Annotated in this window: 11 protein-coding genes and 6 rRNA genes; 15 read left to right on the top strand and 2 right to left on the bottom strand. The window is 59.5% G+C overall.

The window, feature by feature from the left end; genetic code table 11:
• Window positions 1–208 precede the first annotated feature (208 nt).
• The 8 genes from rpmB to rrf (ACSSVG_RS12645) all read left to right on the top strand — a co-directional run bounded on the left by rpmB (window position 209) and on the right by rrf (ACSSVG_RS12645) (window position 10,288).
• Window positions 209–445 (top strand): 50S ribosomal protein L28, encoded by a 237-nt coding sequence (gene rpmB, locus ACSSVG_RS12610; RefSeq protein ID WP_011776361.1) that lies wholly within the window; start codon window positions 209–211, stop codon window positions 443–445.
• Window positions 445–612: a 50S ribosomal protein L33 gene (gene rpmG, locus ACSSVG_RS12615; protein WP_003798558.1), complete on the top strand. Its 168-nt coding sequence runs from the start codon at window positions 445–447 to the stop codon at window positions 610–612. The genes rpmB and rpmG overlap by 1 nt, the downstream gene beginning before the upstream one ends.
• Before the next feature lie 4 nt (window positions 613–616).
• Window positions 617–922 carry a 30S ribosomal protein S14 gene (gene rpsN / locus ACSSVG_RS12620; protein ID WP_011776360.1) on the top strand — a complete coding sequence of 102 codons (306 nt, stop codon included), beginning with the start codon at window positions 617–619 and terminating at the stop codon, window positions 920–922.
• A gap of 465 nt (window positions 923–1,387) precedes the next feature.
• A complete protein-coding gene (locus tag ACSSVG_RS12625; protein ID WP_492415046.1) occupies window positions 1,388–2,587 on the top strand; it encodes an IS110 family RNA-guided transposase in 1,200 nt (399 codons plus the stop codon).
• 324 nt (window positions 2,588–2,911) lie between these two features.
• Complete coding sequence (locus tag ACSSVG_RS12630) at window positions 2,912–4,111, top strand: IS110 family RNA-guided transposase (protein WP_492415046.1); 1,200 nt, start codon at window positions 2,912–2,914, stop codon at window positions 4,109–4,111.
• A gap of 701 nt (window positions 4,112–4,812) precedes the next feature.
• Window positions 4,813–6,332 (top strand): 16S ribosomal RNA (locus ACSSVG_RS12635).
• Between the two features lie 550 nt (window positions 6,333–6,882).
• A 23S ribosomal RNA gene (locus tag ACSSVG_RS12640) occupies window positions 6,883–10,027 on the top strand.
• Between the two features lie 144 nt (window positions 10,028–10,171).
• Window positions 10,172–10,288 (top strand): 5S ribosomal RNA (rrf, locus tag ACSSVG_RS12645).
• Together the 16S, 23S and 5S rRNA genes form the textbook arrangement of a ribosomal RNA operon.
• Before the next feature lie 127 nt (window positions 10,289–10,415).
• On the opposite strand, the gene ACSSVG_RS12650 is transcribed toward rrf (ACSSVG_RS12645), so the two are convergent.
• A complete protein-coding gene (locus tag ACSSVG_RS12650) occupies window positions 10,416–10,787 on the bottom strand; it encodes a nuclear transport factor 2 family protein (RefSeq protein WP_492415093.1) in 372 nt (123 codons plus the stop codon).
• Between the two features lie 91 nt (window positions 10,788–10,878).
• On the opposite strand from ACSSVG_RS12650, the gene ACSSVG_RS12655 reads away from it, so the two are divergent.
• The 4 genes from ACSSVG_RS12655 (at window position 10,879) to rrf (ACSSVG_RS12670) (ending at window position 17,779) form a co-directional block, all read left to right on the top strand.
• Window positions 10,879–11,829 (top strand): RNA polymerase subunit sigma-70, encoded by a 951-nt coding sequence (locus tag ACSSVG_RS12655; protein WP_492415094.1) that lies wholly within the window; start codon window positions 10,879–10,881, stop codon window positions 11,827–11,829.
• Window positions 11,830–12,303: 474 nt separating this feature from the next.
• A 16S ribosomal RNA gene (locus tag ACSSVG_RS12660) occupies window positions 12,304–13,823 on the top strand.
• Window positions 13,824–14,373: 550 nt separating this feature from the next.
• A 23S ribosomal RNA gene (locus ACSSVG_RS12665) occupies window positions 14,374–17,518 on the top strand.
• 144 nt (window positions 17,519–17,662) lie between these two features.
• Window positions 17,663–17,779: ribosomal RNA gene (gene rrf / locus ACSSVG_RS12670) — 5S ribosomal RNA — on the top strand.
• 77 nt (window positions 17,780–17,856) lie between these two features.
• On the opposite strand, the gene ACSSVG_RS12675 is transcribed toward rrf (ACSSVG_RS12670), so the two are convergent.
• Window positions 17,857–18,846, bottom strand: coding sequence for a patatin-like phospholipase family protein (locus ACSSVG_RS12675; protein ID WP_492415095.1), 990 nt, complete (start codon window positions 18,844–18,846; stop codon window positions 17,857–17,859).
• Between the two features lie 496 nt (window positions 18,847–19,342).
• Between ACSSVG_RS12675 and ACSSVG_RS12680 the strand changes: the two genes are divergently transcribed.
• The 3 genes from ACSSVG_RS12680 to ACSSVG_RS12690 all read left to right on the top strand — a co-directional run bounded on the left by ACSSVG_RS12680 (window position 19,343) and on the right by ACSSVG_RS12690 (window position 23,965).
• The gene (locus ACSSVG_RS12680; RefSeq protein ID WP_011776355.1) at window positions 19,343–19,630 is read left to right on the top strand and encodes an HU family DNA-binding protein; all 288 of its coding nucleotides are present in this window, start codon (window positions 19,343–19,345) and stop codon (window positions 19,628–19,630) included.
• Window positions 19,631–19,754: 124 nt separating this feature from the next.
• A complete protein-coding gene (locus ACSSVG_RS12685) occupies window positions 19,755–21,992 on the top strand; it encodes a bifunctional copper resistance protein CopD/cytochrome c oxidase assembly protein (RefSeq protein ID WP_492415096.1) in 2,238 nt (745 codons plus the stop codon).
• Window positions 21,992–23,965: an NHL domain-containing thioredoxin family protein gene (locus ACSSVG_RS12690; RefSeq protein ID WP_492415097.1), complete on the top strand. Its 1,974-nt coding sequence runs from the start codon at window positions 21,992–21,994 to the stop codon at window positions 23,963–23,965. The genes ACSSVG_RS12685 and ACSSVG_RS12690 overlap by 1 nt, the downstream gene beginning before the upstream one ends.
• The last annotated feature ends 26 nt before the right edge of the window (window positions 23,966–23,991 follow it).

The following is a 23,991-nucleotide window of genomic DNA, read 5'->3' on the forward strand; positions in this document are numbered from 1 at the left end:
GGGCTCAAGTTGCGTGCATTCCTGTATTCGCCCGGTATCCCAGGACTTGTTCCAGTGTTGATCACTGCCCGGTCCTGAGGCCAACCTTCTTCGCCGCACTTGCTGCGGAAACTACCGAAATGGTTTGGACCCGGATGCGGACGCTGCCTGTCGCACGGTAACGCAGGAACATCTGCACGCCGTTACATTCAATCTTTGGAGGAGAGTCATGGCAGCACACTGCCAAGTGACCGGAGCCGAGCCGGGCTTTGGACACAGCATTTCGCACTCGCACCGTCGCAACAAGCGTCGGTTCGACCCGAACATTCAGAAGAAGCGCTACTGGGTTCCGTCCCTGCGCCGTAATGTCACGCTGACCCTGTCAGCCCGTGGCATCAAGACCATTGACGTACGCGGCATCGACTCAGTCGTCGCCGACATCCTGGCACGAGGAGTAAAGCTCTAATGGCAAAGGACAAGGACGTACGTCCGATCATCAAGCTGAAGTCCACCGCGGGCACGGGTTACACCTACGTAACCCGCAAGAACCGTCGTAACGACCCGGACCGCCTGGTCCTGAAGAAGTACGACCCCAAGATCCGCCAGCACGTCGAATTCCGAGAGGAGCGCTAAACACATGGCAAAGAAGTCCAAGATTGCTCGCAACGAGCAGCGCAAGGTCATTGTTGAGCGTTACGCTGCCAAGCGTCTCGAACTGAAGAAGACCCTGGTTGACCCCAACGCGACTGACGAAGCACGCGAAGCTGCACGCCTCGGCCTGCAGAAGCTGCCCCGCAACGCCTCCCCGATCCGTCTGCGTAACCGCGACCAGATCGACGGCCGTCCCCGCGGCACGCTCCAGAAGTTCGGTATCTCCCGTGTTCGCTTCCGCGACATGGCTCACCGCGGTGAGCTCCCGGGCATCACCAAGTCTTCCTGGTAATCACGAAGCTCTGAAAGGGCCGGCAACCGTTATGGTTGCCGGTCCTTTCTGCGTTAAAGCGTGCTTACCGTCAGCCGGGGCGCGTGTGGTTGGCGCGTGTGGTTGGTTCGTGTGGTTGGCGCGTGTGGTTGGCGTGGTGTGGTTGCCGCGGTCATCCTCTGCGCGCTCGGTCGTTCCTACTGTGGACGCGCCGCCGGAAAACCGCAGCCCCCTTCTGACGCTCGTTACCTTTTTCGTAGCCTGTTTCCTGGTGCAGGATATGGGTGTGCTGGCCTGCTGATCCCGGCATGATTGTGACGCTCTGTCAGTCGATGATCTTGAGAGTGTTGTCACCGGGGTTGGTAGGTGCCGGGAGACCGCTGATAGGGGCAGGACAGTTCGGGAACGTCGTGCGTAACGTGGGTGCCGGGTCCTGACACCGATGGTGGGCCAGTGGAGGTAGTTGACTACGACTGGAGGTGCCAGATGATCACGAACCACGACGGTGTCGAGGTGTTTATTGGGCTGGATGTTGGCAAGGGCGTCCATCATGCCGTTGCCGTGGATCGGGCCGGCAGGAAATTACTGGACCGGGCGCTGCCCAACGATGAAGCCAAAATCCGGGAAATCATCGCCGAACTTGTGGACGCCGGACGTGTGTTGCTGGTCGTTGACCAGCCAGCGACTATCGGCGCGTTGCCGGTAGCCGTTGCCCAGGCCGCCGGGGTGCTGGTCGGCTACCTGCCGGGGCTGGCGATGCGCCGGATCGCGGATCTTCACCCCGGAGAGGCGAAGACCGATGCCCGGGACGCGTTCATCATCGCCGAGGCCGCCAGGACCATGCCGCATGCCCTGCGCTCGGTTCAGTTGGTCGATGAGCAGCTCGCTGAGCTGAGCATGCTTTGCGGGTTCGACGAGGATCTGGCCAAGCAGGCCACGGCGACTTCGAACCGGATCCGCGGGCTGCTCACCCAGATCCACCCAGCTCTGGAAAGGGTGCTGGGACCCTACATGGACCACCCGGCGGTGCATGACCTGCTGCGGACCTGGCCTACCCCTAAAGCGCTCCGTCACGCGGGCCGGCGCCGGATCGGGACCCGGCTGAGCAAACTCGCGCCGCGGATGGGTGAACGTCTTGCCGATGACATCATCGAGGCCTTGGGCCGGCAAACAGTCACTGTCGTGGGAACGAACGCCGCGACCATCGTGCTGCCCCAGCTCGCGGCCATGCTCGCCGGGCTCCACGAAAGCCGCGCCACGGTCCTCACCCAGGTCGAAGCTCTCGTGGAGGCCCACCCTCTTCACCCGGTCCTGATGTCTCTGCCGGCCGTGGGCATCAGGACCGCCGCACGAATCCTCACCGAAGTCGCCGGGAAAGAGTTCCCCACCGCCGGGCACCTGGCCTCTTACGCCGGGCTGGCCCCCGTCACCTGGCGATCCGGGTCCTCCATCCGCGGCGACCATTCCTCAAGAAAAGGCAACAAAGTCCTCAAGCGAACCCTGTTCCTCTCCGCATTCGCTGCGCTCAAAGACCCGCCGTCCCGGGCATACTACGAACGCAAACGAGCCGAAGGAAAACGCCACAACCAAGCACTCATCGCCCTCGCACGACGACGCTGCGACACCCTCTACGCCATGCTCCGCGACGGCACCCTCTACCAACCCCCAACACCCAAAACCGCTTGACGAAAAACATAGGGACACTCTCATCTTTTCGCCGTTTTCAAGCAACGTTCTCTCACGTATTCCACGCTTGGGGTCGACGCTCGTTACCTTTTTCGTAGCCTGTTTCCTGGTGCAGGATATGGGTGTGCTGGCCTGCTGATCCCGGCATGATTGTGACGCTCTGTCAGTCGATGATCTTGAGAGTGTTGTCACCGGGGTTGGTAGGTGCCGGGAGACCGCTGATAGGGGCAGGACAGTTCGGGAACGTCGTGCGTAACGTGGGTGCCGGGTCCTGACACCGATGGTGGGCCAGTGGAGGTAGTTGACTACGACTGGAGGTGCCAGATGATCACGAACCACGACGGTGTCGAGGTGTTTATTGGGCTGGATGTTGGCAAGGGCGTCCATCATGCCGTTGCCGTGGATCGGGCCGGCAGGAAATTACTGGACCGGGCGCTGCCCAACGATGAAGCCAAAATCCGGGAAATCATCGCCGAACTTGTGGACGCCGGACGTGTGTTGCTGGTCGTTGACCAGCCAGCGACTATCGGCGCGTTGCCGGTAGCCGTTGCCCAGGCCGCCGGGGTGCTGGTCGGCTACCTGCCGGGGCTGGCGATGCGCCGGATCGCGGATCTTCACCCCGGAGAGGCGAAGACCGATGCCCGGGACGCGTTCATCATCGCCGAGGCCGCCAGGACCATGCCGCATGCCCTGCGCTCGGTTCAGTTGGTCGATGAGCAGCTCGCTGAGCTGAGCATGCTTTGCGGGTTCGACGAGGATCTGGCCAAGCAGGCCACGGCGACTTCGAACCGGATCCGCGGGCTGCTCACCCAGATCCACCCAGCTCTGGAAAGGGTGCTGGGACCCTACATGGACCACCCGGCGGTGCATGACCTGCTGCGGACCTGGCCTACCCCTAAAGCGCTCCGTCACGCGGGCCGGCGCCGGATCGGGACCCGGCTGAGCAAACTCGCGCCGCGGATGGGTGAACGTCTTGCCGATGACATCATCGAGGCCTTGGGCCGGCAAACAGTCACTGTCGTGGGAACGAACGCCGCGACCATCGTGCTGCCCCAGCTCGCGGCCATGCTCGCCGGGCTCCACGAAAGCCGCGCCACGGTCCTCACCCAGGTCGAAGCTCTCGTGGAGGCCCACCCTCTTCACCCGGTCCTGATGTCTCTGCCGGCCGTGGGCATCAGGACCGCCGCACGAATCCTCACCGAAGTCGCCGGGAAAGAGTTCCCCACCGCCGGGCACCTGGCCTCTTACGCCGGGCTGGCCCCCGTCACCTGGCGATCCGGGTCCTCCATCCGCGGCGACCATTCCTCAAGAAAAGGCAACAAAGTCCTCAAGCGAACCCTGTTCCTCTCCGCATTCGCTGCGCTCAAAGACCCGCCGTCCCGGGCATACTACGAACGCAAACGAGCCGAAGGAAAACGCCACAACCAAGCACTCATCGCCCTCGCACGACGACGCTGCGACACCCTCTACGCCATGCTCCGCGACGGCACCCTCTACCAACCCCCAACACCCAAAACCGCTTGACGAAAAACATAGGGACACTCTCACCCCTTGCGGCAACGCTCCTTGGCGCACCCTCGACGACGGCAGTTACCGTCATGTGTGTGTGGGGGGCAGTCGCCCTGGAAGATCCCGTCGGCCCCCGCCCGCAGTCACTCTGTGATGGGCTTCACTTCGCCCAATTTCGTTCGATTGAGAGTGATTCGACCGCATTGTGACACCGTTTGGCCTGTGGTTGCGGGGTTTTGGGTGGTGTTGGGGTGGATTTGTGCCGAGGCTTGGGGACGTGTAATGTCTTCTGAGTCGCCGCGAGTGAGACAGCCTCGAGCTGAGAACCGCGGAGGCCGACCCCCTTGATAACAGCCTGAAAAACGGCCCGCTTTTGAGCGTGCCTGTGCAGGGTGGGGCCGAAGATTGGATCGAAAATCGCGGAAACGATGATTTGCCAAGATCCAGTTGATCGGGTAAGTTTGAAAAGTTGCTCCGGAGCGATCCTGGACCCTGTGGGGTGTGGGTGGTGCCGGTTGTGTCTGTTGTTTGAGAACTCAATAGTGTGCCAAGTTTGTTGATACCGATTGTTTTATTGATTGGTTGAAATTTATGCCAGTTCTGTCATGCACCCCCGTGTGTGGTGGGCTGGTTTTCAGCTGGTTTCGAATTTTGTGCAGCCGCGTTCTACCGTTATTTCCGGTGGGTGTGGTTGTGTCTGTTTGATTTGTTTTACTTCAACGGAGAGTTTGATCCTGGCTCAGGATGAACGCTGGCGGCGTGCTTAACACATGCAAGTCGAACGATGATCCCAGCTTGCTGGGGGATTAGTGGCGAACGGGTGAGTAACACGTGAGTAACCTGCCCTTGACTCTGGGATAAGCCTGGGAAACTGGGTCTAATACCGGATATGACTCCTCATCGCATGGTGGGGGGTGGAAAGCTTTTGTGGTTTTGGATGGACTCGCGGCCTATCAGCTTGTTGGTGGGGTAATGGCCTACCAAGGCGACGACGGGTAGCCGGCCTGAGAGGGTGACCGGCCACACTGGGACTGAGACACGGCCCAGACTCCTACGGGAGGCAGCAGTGGGGAATATTGCACAATGGGCGCAAGCCTGATGCAGCGACGCCGCGTGAGGGATGACGGCCTTCGGGTTGTAAACCTCTTTCAGTAGGGAAGAAGCGAAAGTGACGGTACCTGCAGAAGAAGCGCCGGCTAACTACGTGCCAGCAGCCGCGGTAATACGTAGGGCGCAAGCGTTATCCGGAATTATTGGGCGTAAAGAGCTCGTAGGCGGTTTGTCGCGTCTGCTGTGAAAGACCGGGGCTCAACTCCGGTTCTGCAGTGGGTACGGGCAGACTAGAGTGATGTAGGGGAGACTGGAATTCCTGGTGTAGCGGTGAAATGCGCAGATATCAGGAGGAACACCGATGGCGAAGGCAGGTCTCTGGGCATTAACTGACGCTGAGGAGCGAAAGCATGGGGAGCGAACAGGATTAGATACCCTGGTAGTCCATGCCGTAAACGTTGGGCACTAGGTGTGGGGGACATTCCACGTTTTCCGCGCCGTAGCTAACGCATTAAGTGCCCCGCCTGGGGAGTACGGCCGCAAGGCTAAAACTCAAAGGAATTGACGGGGGCCCGCACAAGCGGCGGAGCATGCGGATTAATTCGATGCAACGCGAAGAACCTTACCAAGGCTTGACATGAACCGGTAATACCTGGAAACAGGTGCCCCGCTTGCGGTCGGTTTACAGGTGGTGCATGGTTGTCGTCAGCTCGTGTCGTGAGATGTTGGGTTAAGTCCCGCAACGAGCGCAACCCTCGTTCTATGTTGCCAGCGCGTTATGGCGGGGACTCATAGGAGACTGCCGGGGTCAACTCGGAGGAAGGTGGGGACGACGTCAAATCATCATGCCCCTTATGTCTTGGGCTTCACGCATGCTACAATGGCCGGTACAAAGGGTTGCGATACTGTGAGGTGGAGCTAATCCCAAAAAGCCGGTCTCAGTTCGGATTGGGGTCTGCAACTCGACCCCATGAAGTCGGAGTCGCTAGTAATCGCAGATCAGCAACGCTGCGGTGAATACGTTCCCGGGCCTTGTACACACCGCCCGTCAAGTCACGAAAGTTGGTAACACCCGAAGCCGGTGGCCTAACCCTTGTGGGGGGAGCCGTCGAAGGTGGGACCGGCGATTGGGACTAAGTCGTAACAAGGTAGCCGTACCGGAAGGTGCGGCTGGATCACCTCCTTTCTAAGGAGCTGCTTGCAACTGGTTGCTGTGCCTGCATGGGTGTGGTGGTGGTTGTCAGTGTTGCCCATTGCGCAGGCGTCTGTTCTGCGGTGGGTGCTCATGGGTGGAATATCAACGAATCAAACTTGTTTGGCATGGCCTTTACCGGTTGTGTCCTGGTGCCAGTACGGCGACCTGTGCCTCTTTGGGGTGTGGTGTTGTTTGGAACGTGGCCGGGGCGTGCGGTTTGTGGGGGTTGTGTTTGGCGCACTGTTGGGTCCTGAGGCAACAGGACCTTTTTGCAGCAATGCAGGGGGGCACTTCTGGTGTTTCTTTTGTTCCTGCTTCCGGTACTGCTGGTCACTGTTTTCAGCCCTGTGTGGGTTGTGGTGGGTGGTGGTCTGGTTGATGGGGTTGTTGTTTGAGAACTACATAGTGGACGCGAGCATCTAGAGCACGCACGTGGCTGATCCTTTTGGGGGTTGGTGTGTGTGTTCTTACAGCAATTTCTTATGAATGAACCTGGCCCTTGTGGTCGTGGTTCTCTCGAGTAAGTTTTTGATCTTTGTGTGGTCAAGTTTTTAAGGGCACACGGTGGATGCCTTGGCATTAGGAGCCGAAGAAGGACGTAGGAATCTGCGATAAGCCTGGGGGAGTTGATAACCGAGCGTTGATCCCAGGATGTCCGAATGGGGAAACCCCGCACAACGCTGTCATGGTGATTGTGTGACCCGCATCTGAACACATAGGGTGCGTGGGGGGAACGCGGGGAAGTGAAACATCTCAGTACCCGCAGGAAGAGAAAACAAGAGTGATTCCGTTAGTAGTGGCGAGCGAACGCGGATGAGGCTAAACCGTTCCATGTGTGATAGCCGGCGGGCGTTGCATGGGCGGGGTTGTGGGACTTTCCGTTTTGGTTCTGCCGGACCAATGGGGTGAGAGCATGAGCATAGGTGAACGGTCTTGAAAGGCCGGCCAGAGAGGGTGTGAGCCCCGTAACCGTAATGTTGTGTGCCGCCTGGAGAGGATCCCAAGTAGCACGGGGCCCGAGAAATCCCGTGCGAATCTGTCAGGACCACCTGATAAGCCTAAATACTTCCTAATGACCGATAGCGGACCAGTACCGTGAGGGAAAGGTGAAAAGTACCCCGGGAGGGGAGTGAAACAGTACCTGAAACCGTGTGCTTACAATCCGTCGGAGCCAGTCTGATTCTGGTGACGGCGTGCCTTTTGAAGAATGAGCCTGCGAGTTAGTGTTACGTCGCGAGGTTAACCCGTGTGGGGTAGCCGTAGCGAAAGCGAGTCTGAATAGGGCGAGTGTAGTGGCGTGATCTAGACCCGAAGCGGAGTGATCTACCCATGGCCAGGTTGAAGCGACGGTAAGACGTCGTGGAGGACCGAACCCACTTCAGTTGAAAATGGAGGGGATGAGCTGTGGGTAGGGGTGAAAGGCCAATCAAACTCCGTGATAGCTGGTTCTCCCCGAAATGCATTTAGGTGCAGCGTTGCGTGTTTCTTGCCGGAGGTAGAGCTACTGGATGGCCGATGGGCCCTACAAGGTTACTGACGTCAGCCAAACTCCGAATGCCGGTAAGTGAGAGCGCAGCAGTGAGACTGTGGGGGATAAGCTTCATAGTCGAGAGGGAAACAGCCCAGACCACCAACTAAGGCCCCTAAGCGTGTGCTAAGTGGGAAAGGATGTGGAGTTGCGAAGACAACCAGGAGGTTGGCTTAGAAGCAGCCATCCTTGAAAGAGTGCGTAATAGCTCACTGGTCAAGTGATTCCGCGCCGACAATGTAGCGGGGCTCAAGTACACCGCCGAAGTTGTGGATTTCACACATTGCCCTAGCCTTCGTGGTTCAGGGGTGTGGAGTGGTAGGGGAGCGTCGTGTGGGCAGTGAAGTCGCGGTGGAAACCAGCGGTGGAGCCTACACGAGTGAGAATGCAGGCATGAGTAGCGAAAGACGGGTGAGAAACCCGTCCGCCGAATGATCAAGGGTTCCAGGGTCAAGCTAATCTGCCCTGGGTAAGTCGGGACCTAAGGCGAGGCCGACAGGCGTAGTCGATGGACAACGGGTTGATATTCCCGTACCGGCGAAAAACCGCCCATGCCAAGCGGGGGATACTAACCGCCCGGAGCCTGCCCGCTCACCCTTGTGGTGTTGTGGGTTTTGGCCGAGCGCGGGACCTGATCCCGGGAGGTAAGCGTATTAACAGGTGTGACGCAGGAAGGTAGCCGGGCCGGGCGATGGTTGCCCCGGTCTAAGGATGTAGGGTCAGGGATAGGCAAATCCGTTCCTGTGTGTTTCGAGCACAATCCTGAGATCTGATGGGACTCCCGTTTGGGGGGATCCGGTGATCCTATGCTGCCAAGAAAAGCATCGACGCGAGGTTTTAGCCGCCCGTACCCCAAACCGACACAGGTGATCAGGTAGAGAATACCAAGGCGATCGAGAGAATTATGGTTAAGGAACTCGGCAAAATGCCCCCGTAACTTCGGGAGAAGGGGGGCCTGCCCCGTGATGGAGACTTGCTCTCCGTGAGCGGGTGTGGGCCGCAGAGACCAGGGGGAAGCGACTGTTTACTAAAAACACAGGTCCGTGCGAAGTCGCAAGACGATGTATACGGACTGACTCCTGCCCGGTGCTGGAAGGTTAAGAGGACCGGTTAGCCACTTGTGGCGAAGCTGAGAATTTAAGCCCCAGTAAACGGCGGTGGTAACTATAACCATCCTAAGGTAGCGAAATTCCTTGTCGGGTAAGTTCCGACCTGCACGAATGGAGTAACGACTTCCCCGCTGTCTCAACCATAAACTCGGCGAAATTGCAGTACGAGTAAAGATGCTCGTTACGCGCAGCAGGACGGAAAGACCCCGAGACCTTTACTATAGTTTGGTATTGGTGTTCGGAGTGGCTTGTGTAGGATAGGTGGGAGACGTTGAAACCCGGACGCCAGTTCGGGTGGAGTCATCGTTGAAATACCACTCTGGTCACTTTGGACATCTAACTTCGGCCCGTGATCCGGGTCAGGGACAGTGCCTGATGGGTAGTTTAACTGGGGCGGTTGCCTCCTAAAAAGTAACGGAGGCGCCCAAAGGTTCCCTCAGCCTGGTTGGCAATCAGGTGTCGAGTGTAAGTGCACAAGGGAGCTTGACTGTGAGAGAGACATCTCAAGCAGGGACGAAAGTCGGGACTAGTGATCCGGCGGTACATTGTGGAATGGCCGTCGCTCAACGGATAAAAGGTACCTCGGGGATAACAGGCTGATCTTGCCCAAGAGTCCATATCGACGGCATGGTTTGGCACCTCGATGTCGGCTCGTCGCATCCTGGGGCTGGAGTAGGTCCCAAGGGTTGGGCTGTTCGCCCATTAAAGCGGTACGCGAGCTGGGTTTAGAACGTCGTGAGACAGTTCGGTCCCTATCCGCTGCGCGCGCAGGAAATTTGAGAAGGGCTGTCCTTAGTACGAGAGGACCGGGACGGACGAACCTCTGGTGTGTCAGTTGTACTGCCAAGTGCATCGCTGATTAGCTACGTTCGGATGGGATAACCGCTGAAAGCATCTAAGCGGGAAGCTCGCTTCAAGATGAGATTTCCATACACATTTATGTGTGAGAGGCCCCCAGCCAGACCACTGGGTTGATAGGCCGGATGTGGAAGCGAGGACTAAAGACTCGTGAAGCTGACCGGTACTAATAGGCCAACAACTTACACCACACAACACACTGCACGCGTCCACTATGTGGTTCCCGAACAACAACCCGCTTGTTCCAGGAACAAAAACACAACAAAATAACAACACCACAGTTGTAACCACACTTCCCACCCACCCCACCACGGGGTGCGGACGGGTAACAAAGTTACGGCGGTCATAGCGTGGGGGAAACGCCCGGTCCCATTCCGAACCCGGAAGCTAAGACCCACAGCGCCGATGGTACTGCACCCGGGAGGGTGTGGGAGAGTAGGACACCGCCGGACACACATTAAGAAGAGCCCCGACCACGACGGTCGGGGCTCTTCACATTTAACCACCCACCACGGCCGCCCGAGTCGACTCTGGACCGAGCTGTGGAGCCTTTGACGGATGGTCATCACCCGTCACGCCCTAACGGACGTCGCCACGTGCCAAGGCGAACGGCAGGCGATCGAAGATAATGTGGATTTCCACGATCTGACCATCCTGAACGCGGTACAGCTCCGCACCGGGGGCGCTCTGCACTGCCCTACTGGCGGTGTCGTACATAAGGATTGCTTCGTTGTCCTGGCCGTGGACGGCCAGGAGCCTTGAACTTGTAAGCGACGCAGCGAATGGTTCCATGAACGCCCGGACAGCTGCCCTGCCATTGAAGGTGCCCGAAGGCGCATGGCAGGTAACGCTTTCGGCCAGGTGCCCTGCCGCTGAATCCAGGTCGCCGGTGGTCCACGCACGGTGGTAAGCCACGCCGATCTCCACTGCGCCGGCCTCTTTCCCAGTCATGGTCTGTTCCTCTCGTAGATGGTTATGTCTATGTAGACACCACAACGAAGAGAATCGGAACGCCCGGATGGGCGCGTGCCAAGATTGACCCGTGACGTCCACGGAGTTGGAGGCCGCCAGGGCCGGTGATGAAGAGGCATTTGCGTCGCTCGTCGCGCCCTTTCGCCGGGAGCTTCATCTGCACTGCTACAGGATCACAGGATCAGTTGACGACGCAGACGATGTGATGCAGGAGGTCTTACTTGCCGCATGGAAAGGCTTGCCTGGATTTGCCGGGCGGTCATCCTTGCGGACGTGGCTCTATCGGATCGCCACGACTCGTTCGCTCAATGCACGACGTGACCAAAGCCGCCGTCCTCGTCCCGTTCCCCCGTTCACGCCACCGGTTCCGACTGACCGATTCGACCAACCGCATTTACAGCCCTACCCTGACCAGCTGGTCAACGAGCTGGACCCTGCTTTACAAGCCATTGCCCGCGAAAGCATCGAGCTCGCCCTTGTGGTTGCCCTCCAGCGGATGCCGCCGCGCCAAGCCGCGGTGCTGATGCTTTGTGACGTATTGGACTTCACCGTCAGTGAAGTTGCGCAGATGCTCTCGATAGGTCCGACGGCGACCAAGGGACTACTCCAGCGCGCCCGCTCTGCCAGACCCGCGACAGTGCCGCCGGTGCCGGGCGCGGACCACTCCGATCTTGCCCGTAAGTTCGCTGACGCCTTCTCCCGGGATGACGTCGATGCAGTCCTGGAACTCCTTACCGACCAATGCTGGTTGGCCATGCCTCCGGCCAGCGAACGCTACGCAGGTCGGAATGCCGTAGGCAGTTTCCTGCGCGCTAGTGCGGCCGGCCGGCCGGGAGGCCACTATGTGCTGAAGGCTGTCACCGCTGGTGGGAGGCCGGGGTTCGTCTGCTACCTCGAAGGCCGGCCCCGGGGGCTGCTGGTCATTGAACCGACCCCGGAAGGGCACAGGATCTCGTCGATCCTGCGGTTCCTCGACGACGGGTTGCATCGGCATTTCGGGATGCCGGACTCCCGCAGGTGAAGTTCGGTCCTGCCTGGATTGGGGCGCCGCTGTTCGTGGCGCTCGACGGCGTGCTGTCGCTTGGTTTTGGGGTGGGGTTTGGGTGGTGTGGGGTGGGGGTTTGGGGTGGATTTGCGTTGGGGGTTGGGGGCGTGTATTGTTTTCTGAGTCGCCGGGTGCGAAACGGAAAGCCGGAAGGTGTGTACGGTTCGGTAGGCGGCCAAAAATAACTCTTCTTTTCCAATGGCCTTTGTTGGTGTGCTGCTTTTGTGGTGTGCTGTGGGGTGATGTTTTGGGGGGTCTGTTGTTTGAGAACTCAATAGTGTGCCAAGTTTGTTGATACCGATTGTTTTATTGATTGGTTGAAATTTATGCCAGTTCTGTCATGCACCCCCGTGTGTGGTGGGCTGGTTTTCAGCTGGTTTCGAATTTTGTGCAGCCGTGTTCGCCGTTATTTCCGGTGGGTGTGGTTGTGTCTGTTTGATTTGTTTTACTTCAACGGAGAGTTTGATCCTGGCTCAGGATGAACGCTGGCGGCGTGCTTAACACATGCAAGTCGAACGATGATCCCAGCTTGCTGGGGGATTAGTGGCGAACGGGTGAGTAACACGTGAGTAACCTGCCCTTGACTCTGGGATAAGCCTGGGAAACTGGGTCTAATACCGGATATGACTCCTCATCGCATGGTGGGGGGTGGAAAGCTTTTGTGGTTTTGGATGGACTCGCGGCCTATCAGCTTGTTGGTGGGGTAATGGCCTACCAAGGCGACGACGGGTAGCCGGCCTGAGAGGGTGACCGGCCACACTGGGACTGAGACACGGCCCAGACTCCTACGGGAGGCAGCAGTGGGGAATATTGCACAATGGGCGCAAGCCTGATGCAGCGACGCCGCGTGAGGGATGACGGCCTTCGGGTTGTAAACCTCTTTCAGTAGGGAAGAAGCGAAAGTGACGGTACCTGCAGAAGAAGCGCCGGCTAACTACGTGCCAGCAGCCGCGGTAATACGTAGGGCGCAAGCGTTATCCGGAATTATTGGGCGTAAAGAGCTCGTAGGCGGTTTGTCGCGTCTGCTGTGAAAGACCGGGGCTCAACTCCGGTTCTGCAGTGGGTACGGGCAGACTAGAGTGATGTAGGGGAGACTGGAATTCCTGGTGTAGCGGTGAAATGCGCAGATATCAGGAGGAACACCGATGGCGAAGGCAGGTCTCTGGGCATTAACTGACGCTGAGGAGCGAAAGCATGGGGAGCGAACAGGATTAGATACCCTGGTAGTCCATGCCGTAAACGTTGGGCACTAGGTGTGGGGGACATTCCACGTTTTCCGCGCCGTAGCTAACGCATTAAGTGCCCCGCCTGGGGAGTACGGCCGCAAGGCTAAAACTCAAAGGAATTGACGGGGGCCCGCACAAGCGGCGGAGCATGCGGATTAATTCGATGCAACGCGAAGAACCTTACCAAGGCTTGACATGAACCGGTAATACCTGGAAACAGGTGCCCCGCTTGCGGTCGGTTTACAGGTGGTGCATGGTTGTCGTCAGCTCGTGTCGTGAGATGTTGGGTTAAGTCCCGCAACGAGCGCAACCCTCGTTCTATGTTGCCAGCGCGTTATGGCGGGGACTCATAGGAGACTGCCGGGGTCAACTCGGAGGAAGGTGGGGACGACGTCAAATCATCATGCCCCTTATGTCTTGGGCTTCACGCATGCTACAATGGCCGGTACAAAGGGTTGCGATACTGTGAGGTGGAGCTAATCCCAAAAAGCCGGTCTCAGTTCGGATTGGGGTCTGCAACTCGACCCCATGAAGTCGGAGTCGCTAGTAATCGCAGATCAGCAACGCTGCGGTGAATACGTTCCCGGGCCTTGTACACACCGCCCGTCAAGTCACGAAAGTTGGTAACACCCGAAGCCGGTGGCCTAACCCTTGTGGGGGGAGCCGTCGAAGGTGGGACCGGCGATTGGGACTAAGTCGTAACAAGGTAGCCGTACCGGAAGGTGCGGCTGGATCACCTCCTTTCTAAGGAGCTGCTTGCAACTGGTTGCTGTGCCTGCATGGGTGTGGTGGTGGTTGTCAGTGTTGCCCATTGCGCAGGCGTCTGTTCTGCGGTGGGTGCTCATGGGTGGAATATCAACGAATCAAACTTGTTTGGCATGGCCTTTACCGGTTGTGTCCTGGTGCCAGTACGGCGACCTGTGCCTCTTTGGGGTGTGGTGTTGTTTGGAACGTGGCCGGGGCGTGCGGTTTGTGGGGGTTGTGTTTGGCGCACTGTTGGGTCCTGAGGCAACAGGACCTTTTTGCAGCAATGCAGGGGGGCACTTCTGGTGTTTCTTTTGTTCCTGCTTCCGGTACTGCTGGTCACTGTTTTCAGCCCTGTGTGGGTTGTGGTGGGTGGTGGTCTGGTTGATGGGGTTGTTGTTTGAGAACTACATAGTGGACGCGAGCATCTAGAGCACGCACGTGGCTGATCCTTTTGGGGGTTGGTGTGTGTGTTCTTACAGCAATTTCTTATGAATGAACCTGGCCCTTGTGGTCGTGGTTCTCTCGAGTAAGTTTTTGATCTTTGTGTGGTCAAGTTTTTAAGGGCACACGGTGGATGCCTTGGCATTAGGAGCCGAAGAAGGACGTAGGAATCTGCGATAAGCCTGGGGGAGTTGATAACCGAGCGTTGATCCCAGGATGTCCGAATGGGGAAACCCCGCACAACGCTGTCATGGTGATTGTGTGACCCGCATCTGAACACATAGGGTGCGTGGGGGGAACGCGGGGAAGTGAAACATCTCAGTACCCGCAGGAAGAGAAAACAAGAGTGATTCCGTTAGTAGTGGCGAGCGAACGCGGATGAGGCTAAACCGTTCCATGTGTGATAGCCGGCGGGCGTTGCATGGGCGGGGTTGTGGGACTTTCCGTTTTGGTTCTGCCGGACCAATGGGGTGAGAGCATGAGCATAGGTGAACGGTCTTGAAAGGCCGGCCAGAGAGGGTGTGAGCCCCGTAACCGTAATGTTGTGTGCCGCCTGGAGAGGATCCCAAGTAGCACGGGGCCCGAGAAATCCCGTGCGAATCTGTCAGGACCACCTGATAAGCCTAAATACTTCCTAATGACCGATAGCGGACCAGTACCGTGAGGGAAAGGTGAAAAGTACCCCGGGAGGGGAGTGAAACAGTACCTGAAACCGTGTGCTTACAATCCGTCGGAGCCAGTCTGATTCTGGTGACGGCGTGCCTTTTGAAGAATGAGCCTGCGAGTTAGTGTTACGTCGCGAGGTTAACCCGTGTGGGGTAGCCGTAGCGAAAGCGAGTCTGAATAGGGCGAGTGTAGTGGCGTGATCTAGACCCGAAGCGGAGTGATCTACCCATGGCCAGGTTGAAGCGACGGTAAGACGTCGTGGAGGACCGAACCCACTTCAGTTGAAAATGGAGGGGATGAGCTGTGGGTAGGGGTGAAAGGCCAATCAAACTCCGTGATAGCTGGTTCTCCCCGAAATGCATTTAGGTGCAGCGTTGCGTGTTTCTTGCCGGAGGTAGAGCTACTGGATGGCCGATGGGCCCTACAAGGTTACTGACGTCAGCCAAACTCCGAATGCCGGTAAGTGAGAGCGCAGCAGTGAGACTGTGGGGGATAAGCTTCATAGTCGAGAGGGAAACAGCCCAGACCACCAACTAAGGCCCCTAAGCGTGTGCTAAGTGGGAAAGGATGTGGAGTTGCGAAGACAACCAGGAGGTTGGCTTAGAAGCAGCCATCCTTGAAAGAGTGCGTAATAGCTCACTGGTCAAGTGATTCCGCGCCGACAATGTAGCGGGGCTCAAGTACACCGCCGAAGTTGTGGATTTCACACATTGCCCTAGCCTTCGTGGTTCAGGGGTGTGGAGTGGTAGGGGAGCGTCGTGTGGGCAGTGAAGTCGCGGTGGAAACCAGCGGTGGAGCCTACACGAGTGAGAATGCAGGCATGAGTAGCGAAAGACGGGTGAGAAACCCGTCCGCCGAATGATCAAGGGTTCCAGGGTCAAGCTAATCTGCCCTGGGTAAGTCGGGACCTAAGGCGAGGCCGACAGGCGTAGTCGATGGACAACGGGTTGATATTCCCGTACCGGCGAAAAACCGCCCATGCCAAGCGGGGGATACTAACCGCCCGGAGCCTGCCCGCTCACCCTTGTGGTGTTGTGGGTTTTGGCCGAGCGCGGGACCTGATCCCGGGAGGTAAGCGTATTAACAGGTGTGACGCAGGAAGGTAGCCGGGCCGGGCGATGGTTGCCCCGGTCTAAGGATGTAGGGTCAGGGATAGGCAAATCCGTTCCTGTGTGTTTCGAGCACAATCCTGAGATCTGATGGGACTCCCGTTTGGGGGGATCCGGTGATCCTATGCTGCCAAGAAAAGCATCGACGCGAGGTTTTAGCCGCCCGTACCCCAAACCGACACAGGTGATCAGGTAGAGAATACCAAGGCGATCGAGAGAATTATGGTTAAGGAACTCGGCAAAATGCCCCCGTAACTTCGGGAGAAGGGGGGCCTGCCCCGTGATGGAGACTTGCTCTCCGTGAGCGGGTGTGGGCCGCAGAGACCAGGGGGAAGCGACTGTTTACTAAAAACACAGGTCCGTGCGAAGTCGCAAGACGATGTATACGGACTGACTCCTGCCCGGTGCTGGAAGGTTAAGAGGACCGGTTAGCCACTTGTGGCGAAGCTGAGAATTTAAGCCCCAGTAAACGGCGGTGGTAACTATAACCATCCTAAGGTAGCGAAATTCCTTGTCGGGTAAGTTCCGACCTGCACGAATGGAGTAACGACTTCCCCGCTGTCTCAACCATAAACTCGGCGAAATTGCAGTACGAGTAAAGATGCTCGTTACGCGCAGCAGGACGGAAAGACCCCGAGACCTTTACTATAGTTTGGTATTGGTGTTCGGAGTGGCTTGTGTAGGATAGGTGGGAGACGTTGAAACCCGGACGCCAGTTCGGGTGGAGTCATCGTTGAAATACCACTCTGGTCACTTTGGACATCTAACTTCGGCCCGTGATCCGGGTCAGGGACAGTGCCTGATGGGTAGTTTAACTGGGGCGGTTGCCTCCTAAAAAGTAACGGAGGCGCCCAAAGGTTCCCTCAGCCTGGTTGGCAATCAGGTGTCGAGTGTAAGTGCACAAGGGAGCTTGACTGTGAGAGAGACATCTCAAGCAGGGACGAAAGTCGGGACTAGTGATCCGGCGGTACATTGTGGAATGGCCGTCGCTCAACGGATAAAAGGTACCTCGGGGATAACAGGCTGATCTTGCCCAAGAGTCCATATCGACGGCATGGTTTGGCACCTCGATGTCGGCTCGTCGCATCCTGGGGCTGGAGTAGGTCCCAAGGGTTGGGCTGTTCGCCCATTAAAGCGGTACGCGAGCTGGGTTTAGAACGTCGTGAGACAGTTCGGTCCCTATCCGCTGCGCGCGCAGGAAATTTGAGAAGGGCTGTCCTTAGTACGAGAGGACCGGGACGGACGAACCTCTGGTGTGTCAGTTGTACTGCCAAGTGCATCGCTGATTAGCTACGTTCGGATGGGATAACCGCTGAAAGCATCTAAGCGGGAAGCTCGCTTCAAGATGAGATTTCCATACACATTTATGTGTGAGAGGCCCCCAGCCAGACCACTGGGTTGATAGGCCGGATGTGGAAGCGAGGACTAAAGACTCGTGAAGCTGACCGGTACTAATAGGCCAACAACTTACACCACACAACACACTGCACGCGTCCACTATGTGGTTCCCGAACAACAACCCGCTTGTTCCAGGAACAAAAACACAACAAAATAACAACACCACAGTTGTAACCACACTTCCCACCCACCCCACCACGGGGTGCGGACGGGTAACAAAGTTACGGCGGTCATAGCGTGGGGGAAACGCCCGGTCCCATTCCGAACCCGGAAGCTAAGACCCACAGCGCCGATGGTACTGCACCCGGGAGGGTGTGGGAGAGTAGGACACCGCCGGACACACATTAAGAAGAGCCCCGACCACGACGGTCGGGGCTCTTCACATTTAACCATTCACCACGGCCGAGTTGGTGCCGTTATTGCCAGAACTCGCGGAGCTGACCGGCGAGGGCTCTGCCTTGGTCGAACCCGGCTCGGGCTGCGGCCGGTCGCAGGGACAGATCCATGGCATTGACGCCGAACATGTGCTCCGACTCCCCTTCCGGGAACACCGTTTCCACACGGCTGCCGTTGCCCCTTAGTGTGTCTATCTGGGCTGCGAGGTGCATATGCCATTTTGTAGGTGTCCGTGTTTGGCCACCAAAGGGTGACAGCACCAGCACCCGTGCGTGCCCGGCGGCCAGGTCGGCATTCTCAGCGTTGGTTCGGTATCCACCATCGATGTAGCGGCCATTGCCAATGCTGTAAGCGAAGCCACTGGCACAGCTGGCGGCCACGGCGTCCACCAACTCCACGCCGCTGTGACGGTCGAATACCACCGGTTCACCTGTTTGGGCGTCAACTGCGGTGAGAAGCACTGCTCGTTCCGGCCACGACTGTTGGGGCAGCCGGGTTGCGACGGTGGCCCGCCACCGGGCACTGGCACCGTCCATCGCCTCAGCCATGTCGATAGCCGCCGCTCCCATTCTGCGGCGCATATCAGGCATATCCTCGGAAGCATCGATGATCCTGGCCGTTCTGTCCAAGTGGTCCACCACGGGCTTGGCCGAATTCCGTGGGTTGGTGACAGCTGGAGCTCCGGCCCGCTGCGGGACAGGTGCAAGGGCGGCAGCAAATAGTTCCGCCGGCGTCGCACCGGCCAGCTGGGCGGCGGCCGTCGCGCCAGCTGATGTTCCTATGGTGAGGTCGGCCGTGGTTGCATCCAGCCCGGCGTCGAACAGTCCTGCGATCACGCCGATCAGCCATGCGTTGCCTGTGGAACCGCCGCCGCCGAGGACCAATGCCCGCTGCCCCGTGGGGTGGAGCCGGGTGGAAGCGTCGACTCCAGGCGAAGGCTCGTCTGAGCCCGGCCCCTCAGTGACCGTCGTCGATGTGCTGTGCAGAGGTGAAGAAGATGATGAGTTCATGGGAGTCGCCTTTCGCGAAGTGCGTGACGGGCGCTCCCAATGGCGACTAGGTCAGTCGCGAGATCGTGGACTGCAGGGGAGCGCCCACTGTGGATACTGCGTTCATGGGTCTCACCTCCTGCCAAAAGTTCACGATCACCGGAAAAGTATCACTCCGCTGACCCTCTGCGCAATTGTCGCAACGGGTGCCGGTAGGGTCGGCGGAATGAACTGCGGCTCCGTAAGAATGGTCCCCGAAGGAGTGGCGGGCACACATACTGTCCTGCGGATTCTGTTCCCACCCGGGCCCGGCCGCAGGTCGGGATCACCGCCGAAGGGTACGCCAAGGGCGTAAAGCACCCCAAAAAACCCCGAAAATCCGGTGATTTTGGTCAAAAAGGCGCGGAAACACGCGGAATTTGCTGGCCATGCCAGTCCAAGCTGGTAAGTTTTCGAACAGTGGCTTGCTCGCATTCCGCTTGAAAGCTCAAAAACGTATGAGTCCAGGAGGACGTAAATGGCTAAGAACCGTAGTGAACTCGTTGCAGAGGTAGCAGGCAAGGCTGGCACCAGCCAGGCAGCAGTCAACTCCGTGCTCGATGCACTGTTCGAAGTTTTCGAGACTTCTGTCGCCGCCGGCGAAAAGATCACCATCCCGGGCTGGCTCGCAGTTGAGCGCACCGACCGTGCAGCCCGCACCGGCCGTAACCCGCAGACCGGCGAAACCATCCAGATCGCAGCCGGCCACAGCGTCAAGCTGACCGCTGGCTCCAAGCTGAAGGCTGCTGTCGCCAAGAAGAAGTAATAACTCTTCGGCGAATGCCTTGAAGGGACGGCAACCTGATGGTTGCCGTCCCTTTTGCTTTGGGTTAATCCACATAGCGCCGTCCCGATTCGCAGCCCGGCGACAGGTAGCGGACAATGGATAAGTGCCATCAGCAAGAAGTTCCGCAACTGCCCCTTCGCCTGTTCCCAAGCCGGGAGCGCGGGGAGGCACTACAGTCGCGGGGATTTCCCTGCCTTGGCAACTAGCTGGCCTGGCGGCGCTGTTCCTCGCGCTGGCCGCGGCACTCATTTTCTCCGGTGCCTCCGCAGCCCGACAGGTTTCGGACCCAGGCGCCTTGGTCCGGTGGGGCCTTCCGTTCGCCAAGGCCATCCACAACGTCTCGGTGGCCACGGTGGTGGGCGGCTTGATCTTCGCCGTCGGCATCCTGCCCAAGAACCTCGGCGGGTCGCGTTCCCGCGAGAAGGACCTCGACGCACCCGAACATCCCGCCTTCGCCCGGGCCCTCGCCGTTGCCGCCGCAGCGGGTGCGGCGTGGACCCTATCCGCTGTGGCCGTCCTCGTCCTCACCTACGCAGACGTCGCGGGACAGGGGCTCTCCGGCGACGCCGAGTTCACCCGTTCGCTGGTGTACTTCATGACGGACATCGAGACCGGCAAGGCCTGGCTCGCCGTTACCATCATCGCCGCAGTGGTGACTACGGCCCTGTTCGGCGTCCGATCCCTGACCGGTCTTGCCTTCACTCTCCTGCTGGCATTGATTGGCCTTGTTCCCACAGCGTTGATCGGGCACTCTTCAAGCTCAAGCGACCACGAAGGTGCAATCAACTCCTTGGGACTCCACTTGGTGGGGGTCTCCACATGGGTGGGTGGAATCATCATGCTCGCGGTCCTCTCCGGCATCCTTACGGGGTCCCGGAGTAAAGCAACCCCTGACATCACCGAGCAAACCCTCCGGCGTTTCTCGTCCCTTGCCGGCTTCGCCTTTGTCCTGGTGTTTGCCTCGGGTGTTATCAACGCCGCCATCCGGGTGACCAACCCTGCCGACCTGTTCGGCTCCCCGTATGGTCAGCTCATCGTCGCGAAGTCGCTGGCCACGCTGGTGCTGGGTGGCATCGGCTTCATGCATCGGCAGTGGGTCATCCCGCAGCTTGGCAAAAACGGTTCCATGTCTGCCCGCCGCGTGCTGTGGCAGCTGGTTCTGGTTGAGCTGCTGGTCATGGGCGCGACGTCGGGACTTGCCGTGGCGCTCGGACGCTCGGCTCCGCCGCAGCCCACCACTTACGCACCTGATGCATCGCCGTCGTTCATCCTCTCCGGCTACGAGCTCCCACCGGAGCTCACTCCGGAACGCTGGCTGACCGAATGGCGCTTTGACTGGCTGTGGGTGGGAGTGGCGTTGTTCGGCGCGGTTACCTACATCATGGGCATCATCAAGGTCCGCAAGCGTGGAGACAAATGGTCATGGTTCCGGGCCGTAAACTGGCTGATCGGCCTGGTGGTGCTGACGTACATCACCTCGGGCCCGCCCGCCGTGTACGGTCGTGTGCTGTTCTCTGCGCACATGGTGGACCACATGGCACTGACCATGGTGGCACCGATCTTCCTGGTCCTGGGCGCACCCGTGACGCTGGCGCTGCGGGCTCTGCCGTCCAGGGGCGAAGGCGCCCACGGCTCACGGGGCCTCCGCGAATGGTTGCTGCTGTTTGTGCACTCGAGGTTCTCGCAGATCGTGACGCACCCGCTGTTCGCCGCAGCGAATTTCGCGGGATCGATCGTTCTCTTCTACTACTCTGACCTCTTCGGCCTGGCTATGCGTGAGCACGTGGGCCACGAGCTCATGAACGTCCACTTCCTCCTGACGGGCTACATCTTCGTGCTGAGCATGATCGGAAGCGATCCTCTGCCGCGCCGTGCTCCGTACCCGATGCGCCTGCTCCTGCTGCTGGCCACCATGGGCTTCCATGCCTTCTTCGGTGTCGCCATCATGGGTGGAACCGGGCTGCTCGCTGCTGACTACTTCGGGAACCTGGGGCGGGCTTGGGGGCCGTCGGCGATTGGAGACCAGCAATTGGGCGGCGCCGTGGCATGGGGGATCGGCGAGGTTCCCACGCTGCTGGTGGCGATCGGGGTGGCCGTGATGTGGTCCAGGTCGGACGAGCGGGAAACCCGCCGCGTTGATCGTGCCGCTGATAGGAATAACGACGCCGACCTCAGCGCTTACAACGATATGTTTGCCCGGCTCGCCGACCGCGACGCCAAGATGGCGAACCGCACTGCCCAGCCATCCAGGACGGCCCAGGCCGAACGCACCACCGCCGAACGCCCCACCACAGACCCTGCCGGGCAGACTGAAACAAATACCAAGCTGGAAGGACGCTGATGAGCGAAACCGTACGCACCCAACTCCGGGTCCGGGCCTCCGAACTGGAGGGCCGCGGCTGGCTCAACACGGGCGGCAAATCCTTGGACCTCGAGTCCTTGCGGGGCAAGATCGTGCTGCTCGACTTCTGGACTTTCTGCTGCATCAACTGCCTGCACGTCCTGGACGAGTTGCGTCCGCTCGAGGAAAAGTACTCGGACGTCCTGGTGACGGTCGGCGTGCACTCGCCCAAGTTTGAGCACGAGGCAGATCCCGTCGCCCTGGCATCCGCCGTTGAGCGCTACGAAATCCATCACCCGGTCCTCGACGACCCGGAGCTGGCCACCTGGAAGGCGTACACGGCCCGTGCCTGGCCCACCCTGGTGGTCGTCGACCCCGAGGGCTACATCGTGGCCCACCTTTCGGGCGAGGGCCATGCCGACGGCCTGGCTGTCCTGCTGGAAGAACTCGTTGCCGAGCATGAGGCCAAGGGAACCCTCCACCGCGGTAACGGCCCGTACGTGGCTCCCGTGCCGACGTCGGGCACTTTGCGGTTCCCGGGTAAAGCCACGCAGCTGGCCAACGGCAATTACCTTGTGGTGGACTCCGGCCACCACAGGCTCGTGGAACTCCGCCCCGACCTTGAAACCGTAGAGCGCGTCATCGGCTCCGGCACCAAGGGGTACTTGGACGGGCAAGCCGAGATCGCACAGTTCAACGAACCGCAGGGCGTCGCGCTGCTCCCCTCGGAGCTGGCGTGGAAGCTTGGCTACGACGCTGTTGTGGCCGACACCGTCAACCACCGACTCCGCGGTGTGACGCTGAGCTCGGGTTATGTGCAGACGGTTGCGGGCAATGGCGTGCAGCGGCTGCTCGACGCCGGTCCCGCCCGCGTGACGGACACCGGCGCCGGTACGTGGTCTGAACACCACGACGCCGGTCCGGCTGACTTCGCCGCCGACGCGATCGATGTTGGGGCGCTTGGCCTCGGCACCGGGGTGTCCTTGTCCTCGCCGTGGGATGTGGTGTGGAGCGGGAAGCTGCAGCGTGTTGTCATCGCCATGGCTGGTACCCACCAGATCTTCGCCTTTGACCCCCTCAGCAATGAGGTCTCCATCCTGGCCGGTTCCGGGCTTGAAGGCTTGTTGGACGGCAAGGCCGAGGAAGCCTGGTTCGCCCAGTCCTCAGGGTTGGCAATCGACGCCGACGGCAACATCTGGGTCGCTGACTCGGAGACATCGTCGCTGCGTCGCCTGGTGGTCACCGATTCCGGCGTGACCGTCGAAACCGCCGTGGGCAAGGGCCTGTTCGATTTCGGGTTCCGTGACGGCGACGCCGCTGAAGCCCGCCTGCAGCACCCACTCGGCGTTACTGTCCTGCCGGATGGTTCCGTAGCCATCGCCGACACCTACAACGGTGCCGTTCGCCGGTACGACCCCGCCACCAAGTCCGTGTCCACGTTGGCGAGGGGCCTCGCGGAGCCGAGTGACGTCGTCGTGGTCCAGGTTGAAGGCAGCGAGCCGCTGCTTGTAGTGGTGGAATCGAACAAGCACCAGCTGGTCCTGGTACCGATTCCCAAAGAAGCCCAGCAAGTGGATGAAGGTGCGTCGCAGACGCACCGCCCCAAGAGTCCGGTGACCCCCGGCACGTTGGAACTCGCCGTCCGTTTCAAGGCGCCGACCGGCCAGAAGCTGGATGACCGCTGGGGCGACCCCACGCAGTTGAAGATCTCCTCCACCCCGCCGGAACTGCTGGTCTCCGGAGGCGGAACGTCTGTGGGGCTGCTGCGCACCCTGGAGCTGTCCGCTGATGTGCCCGAGGGAATCCTGCACATCACCGCCCGCGCGGCCGCATGCGATGGACCTGAGACTGAAGACGGCGAAATCCCGGACCATGCAGCCTGCCACCTCTACCAGCAGGATTGGGGCATTCCGGTGGTCCTGCAAGCGGACGGTGAGTCCGAGCTGGTGCTGGACCTGCGTGGCATGGACTAAATCAGATTGACCGGGATGGCCCGGGT

The organism is Paenarthrobacter sp. E2MeOHC11 (genome assembly GCF_058744955.1).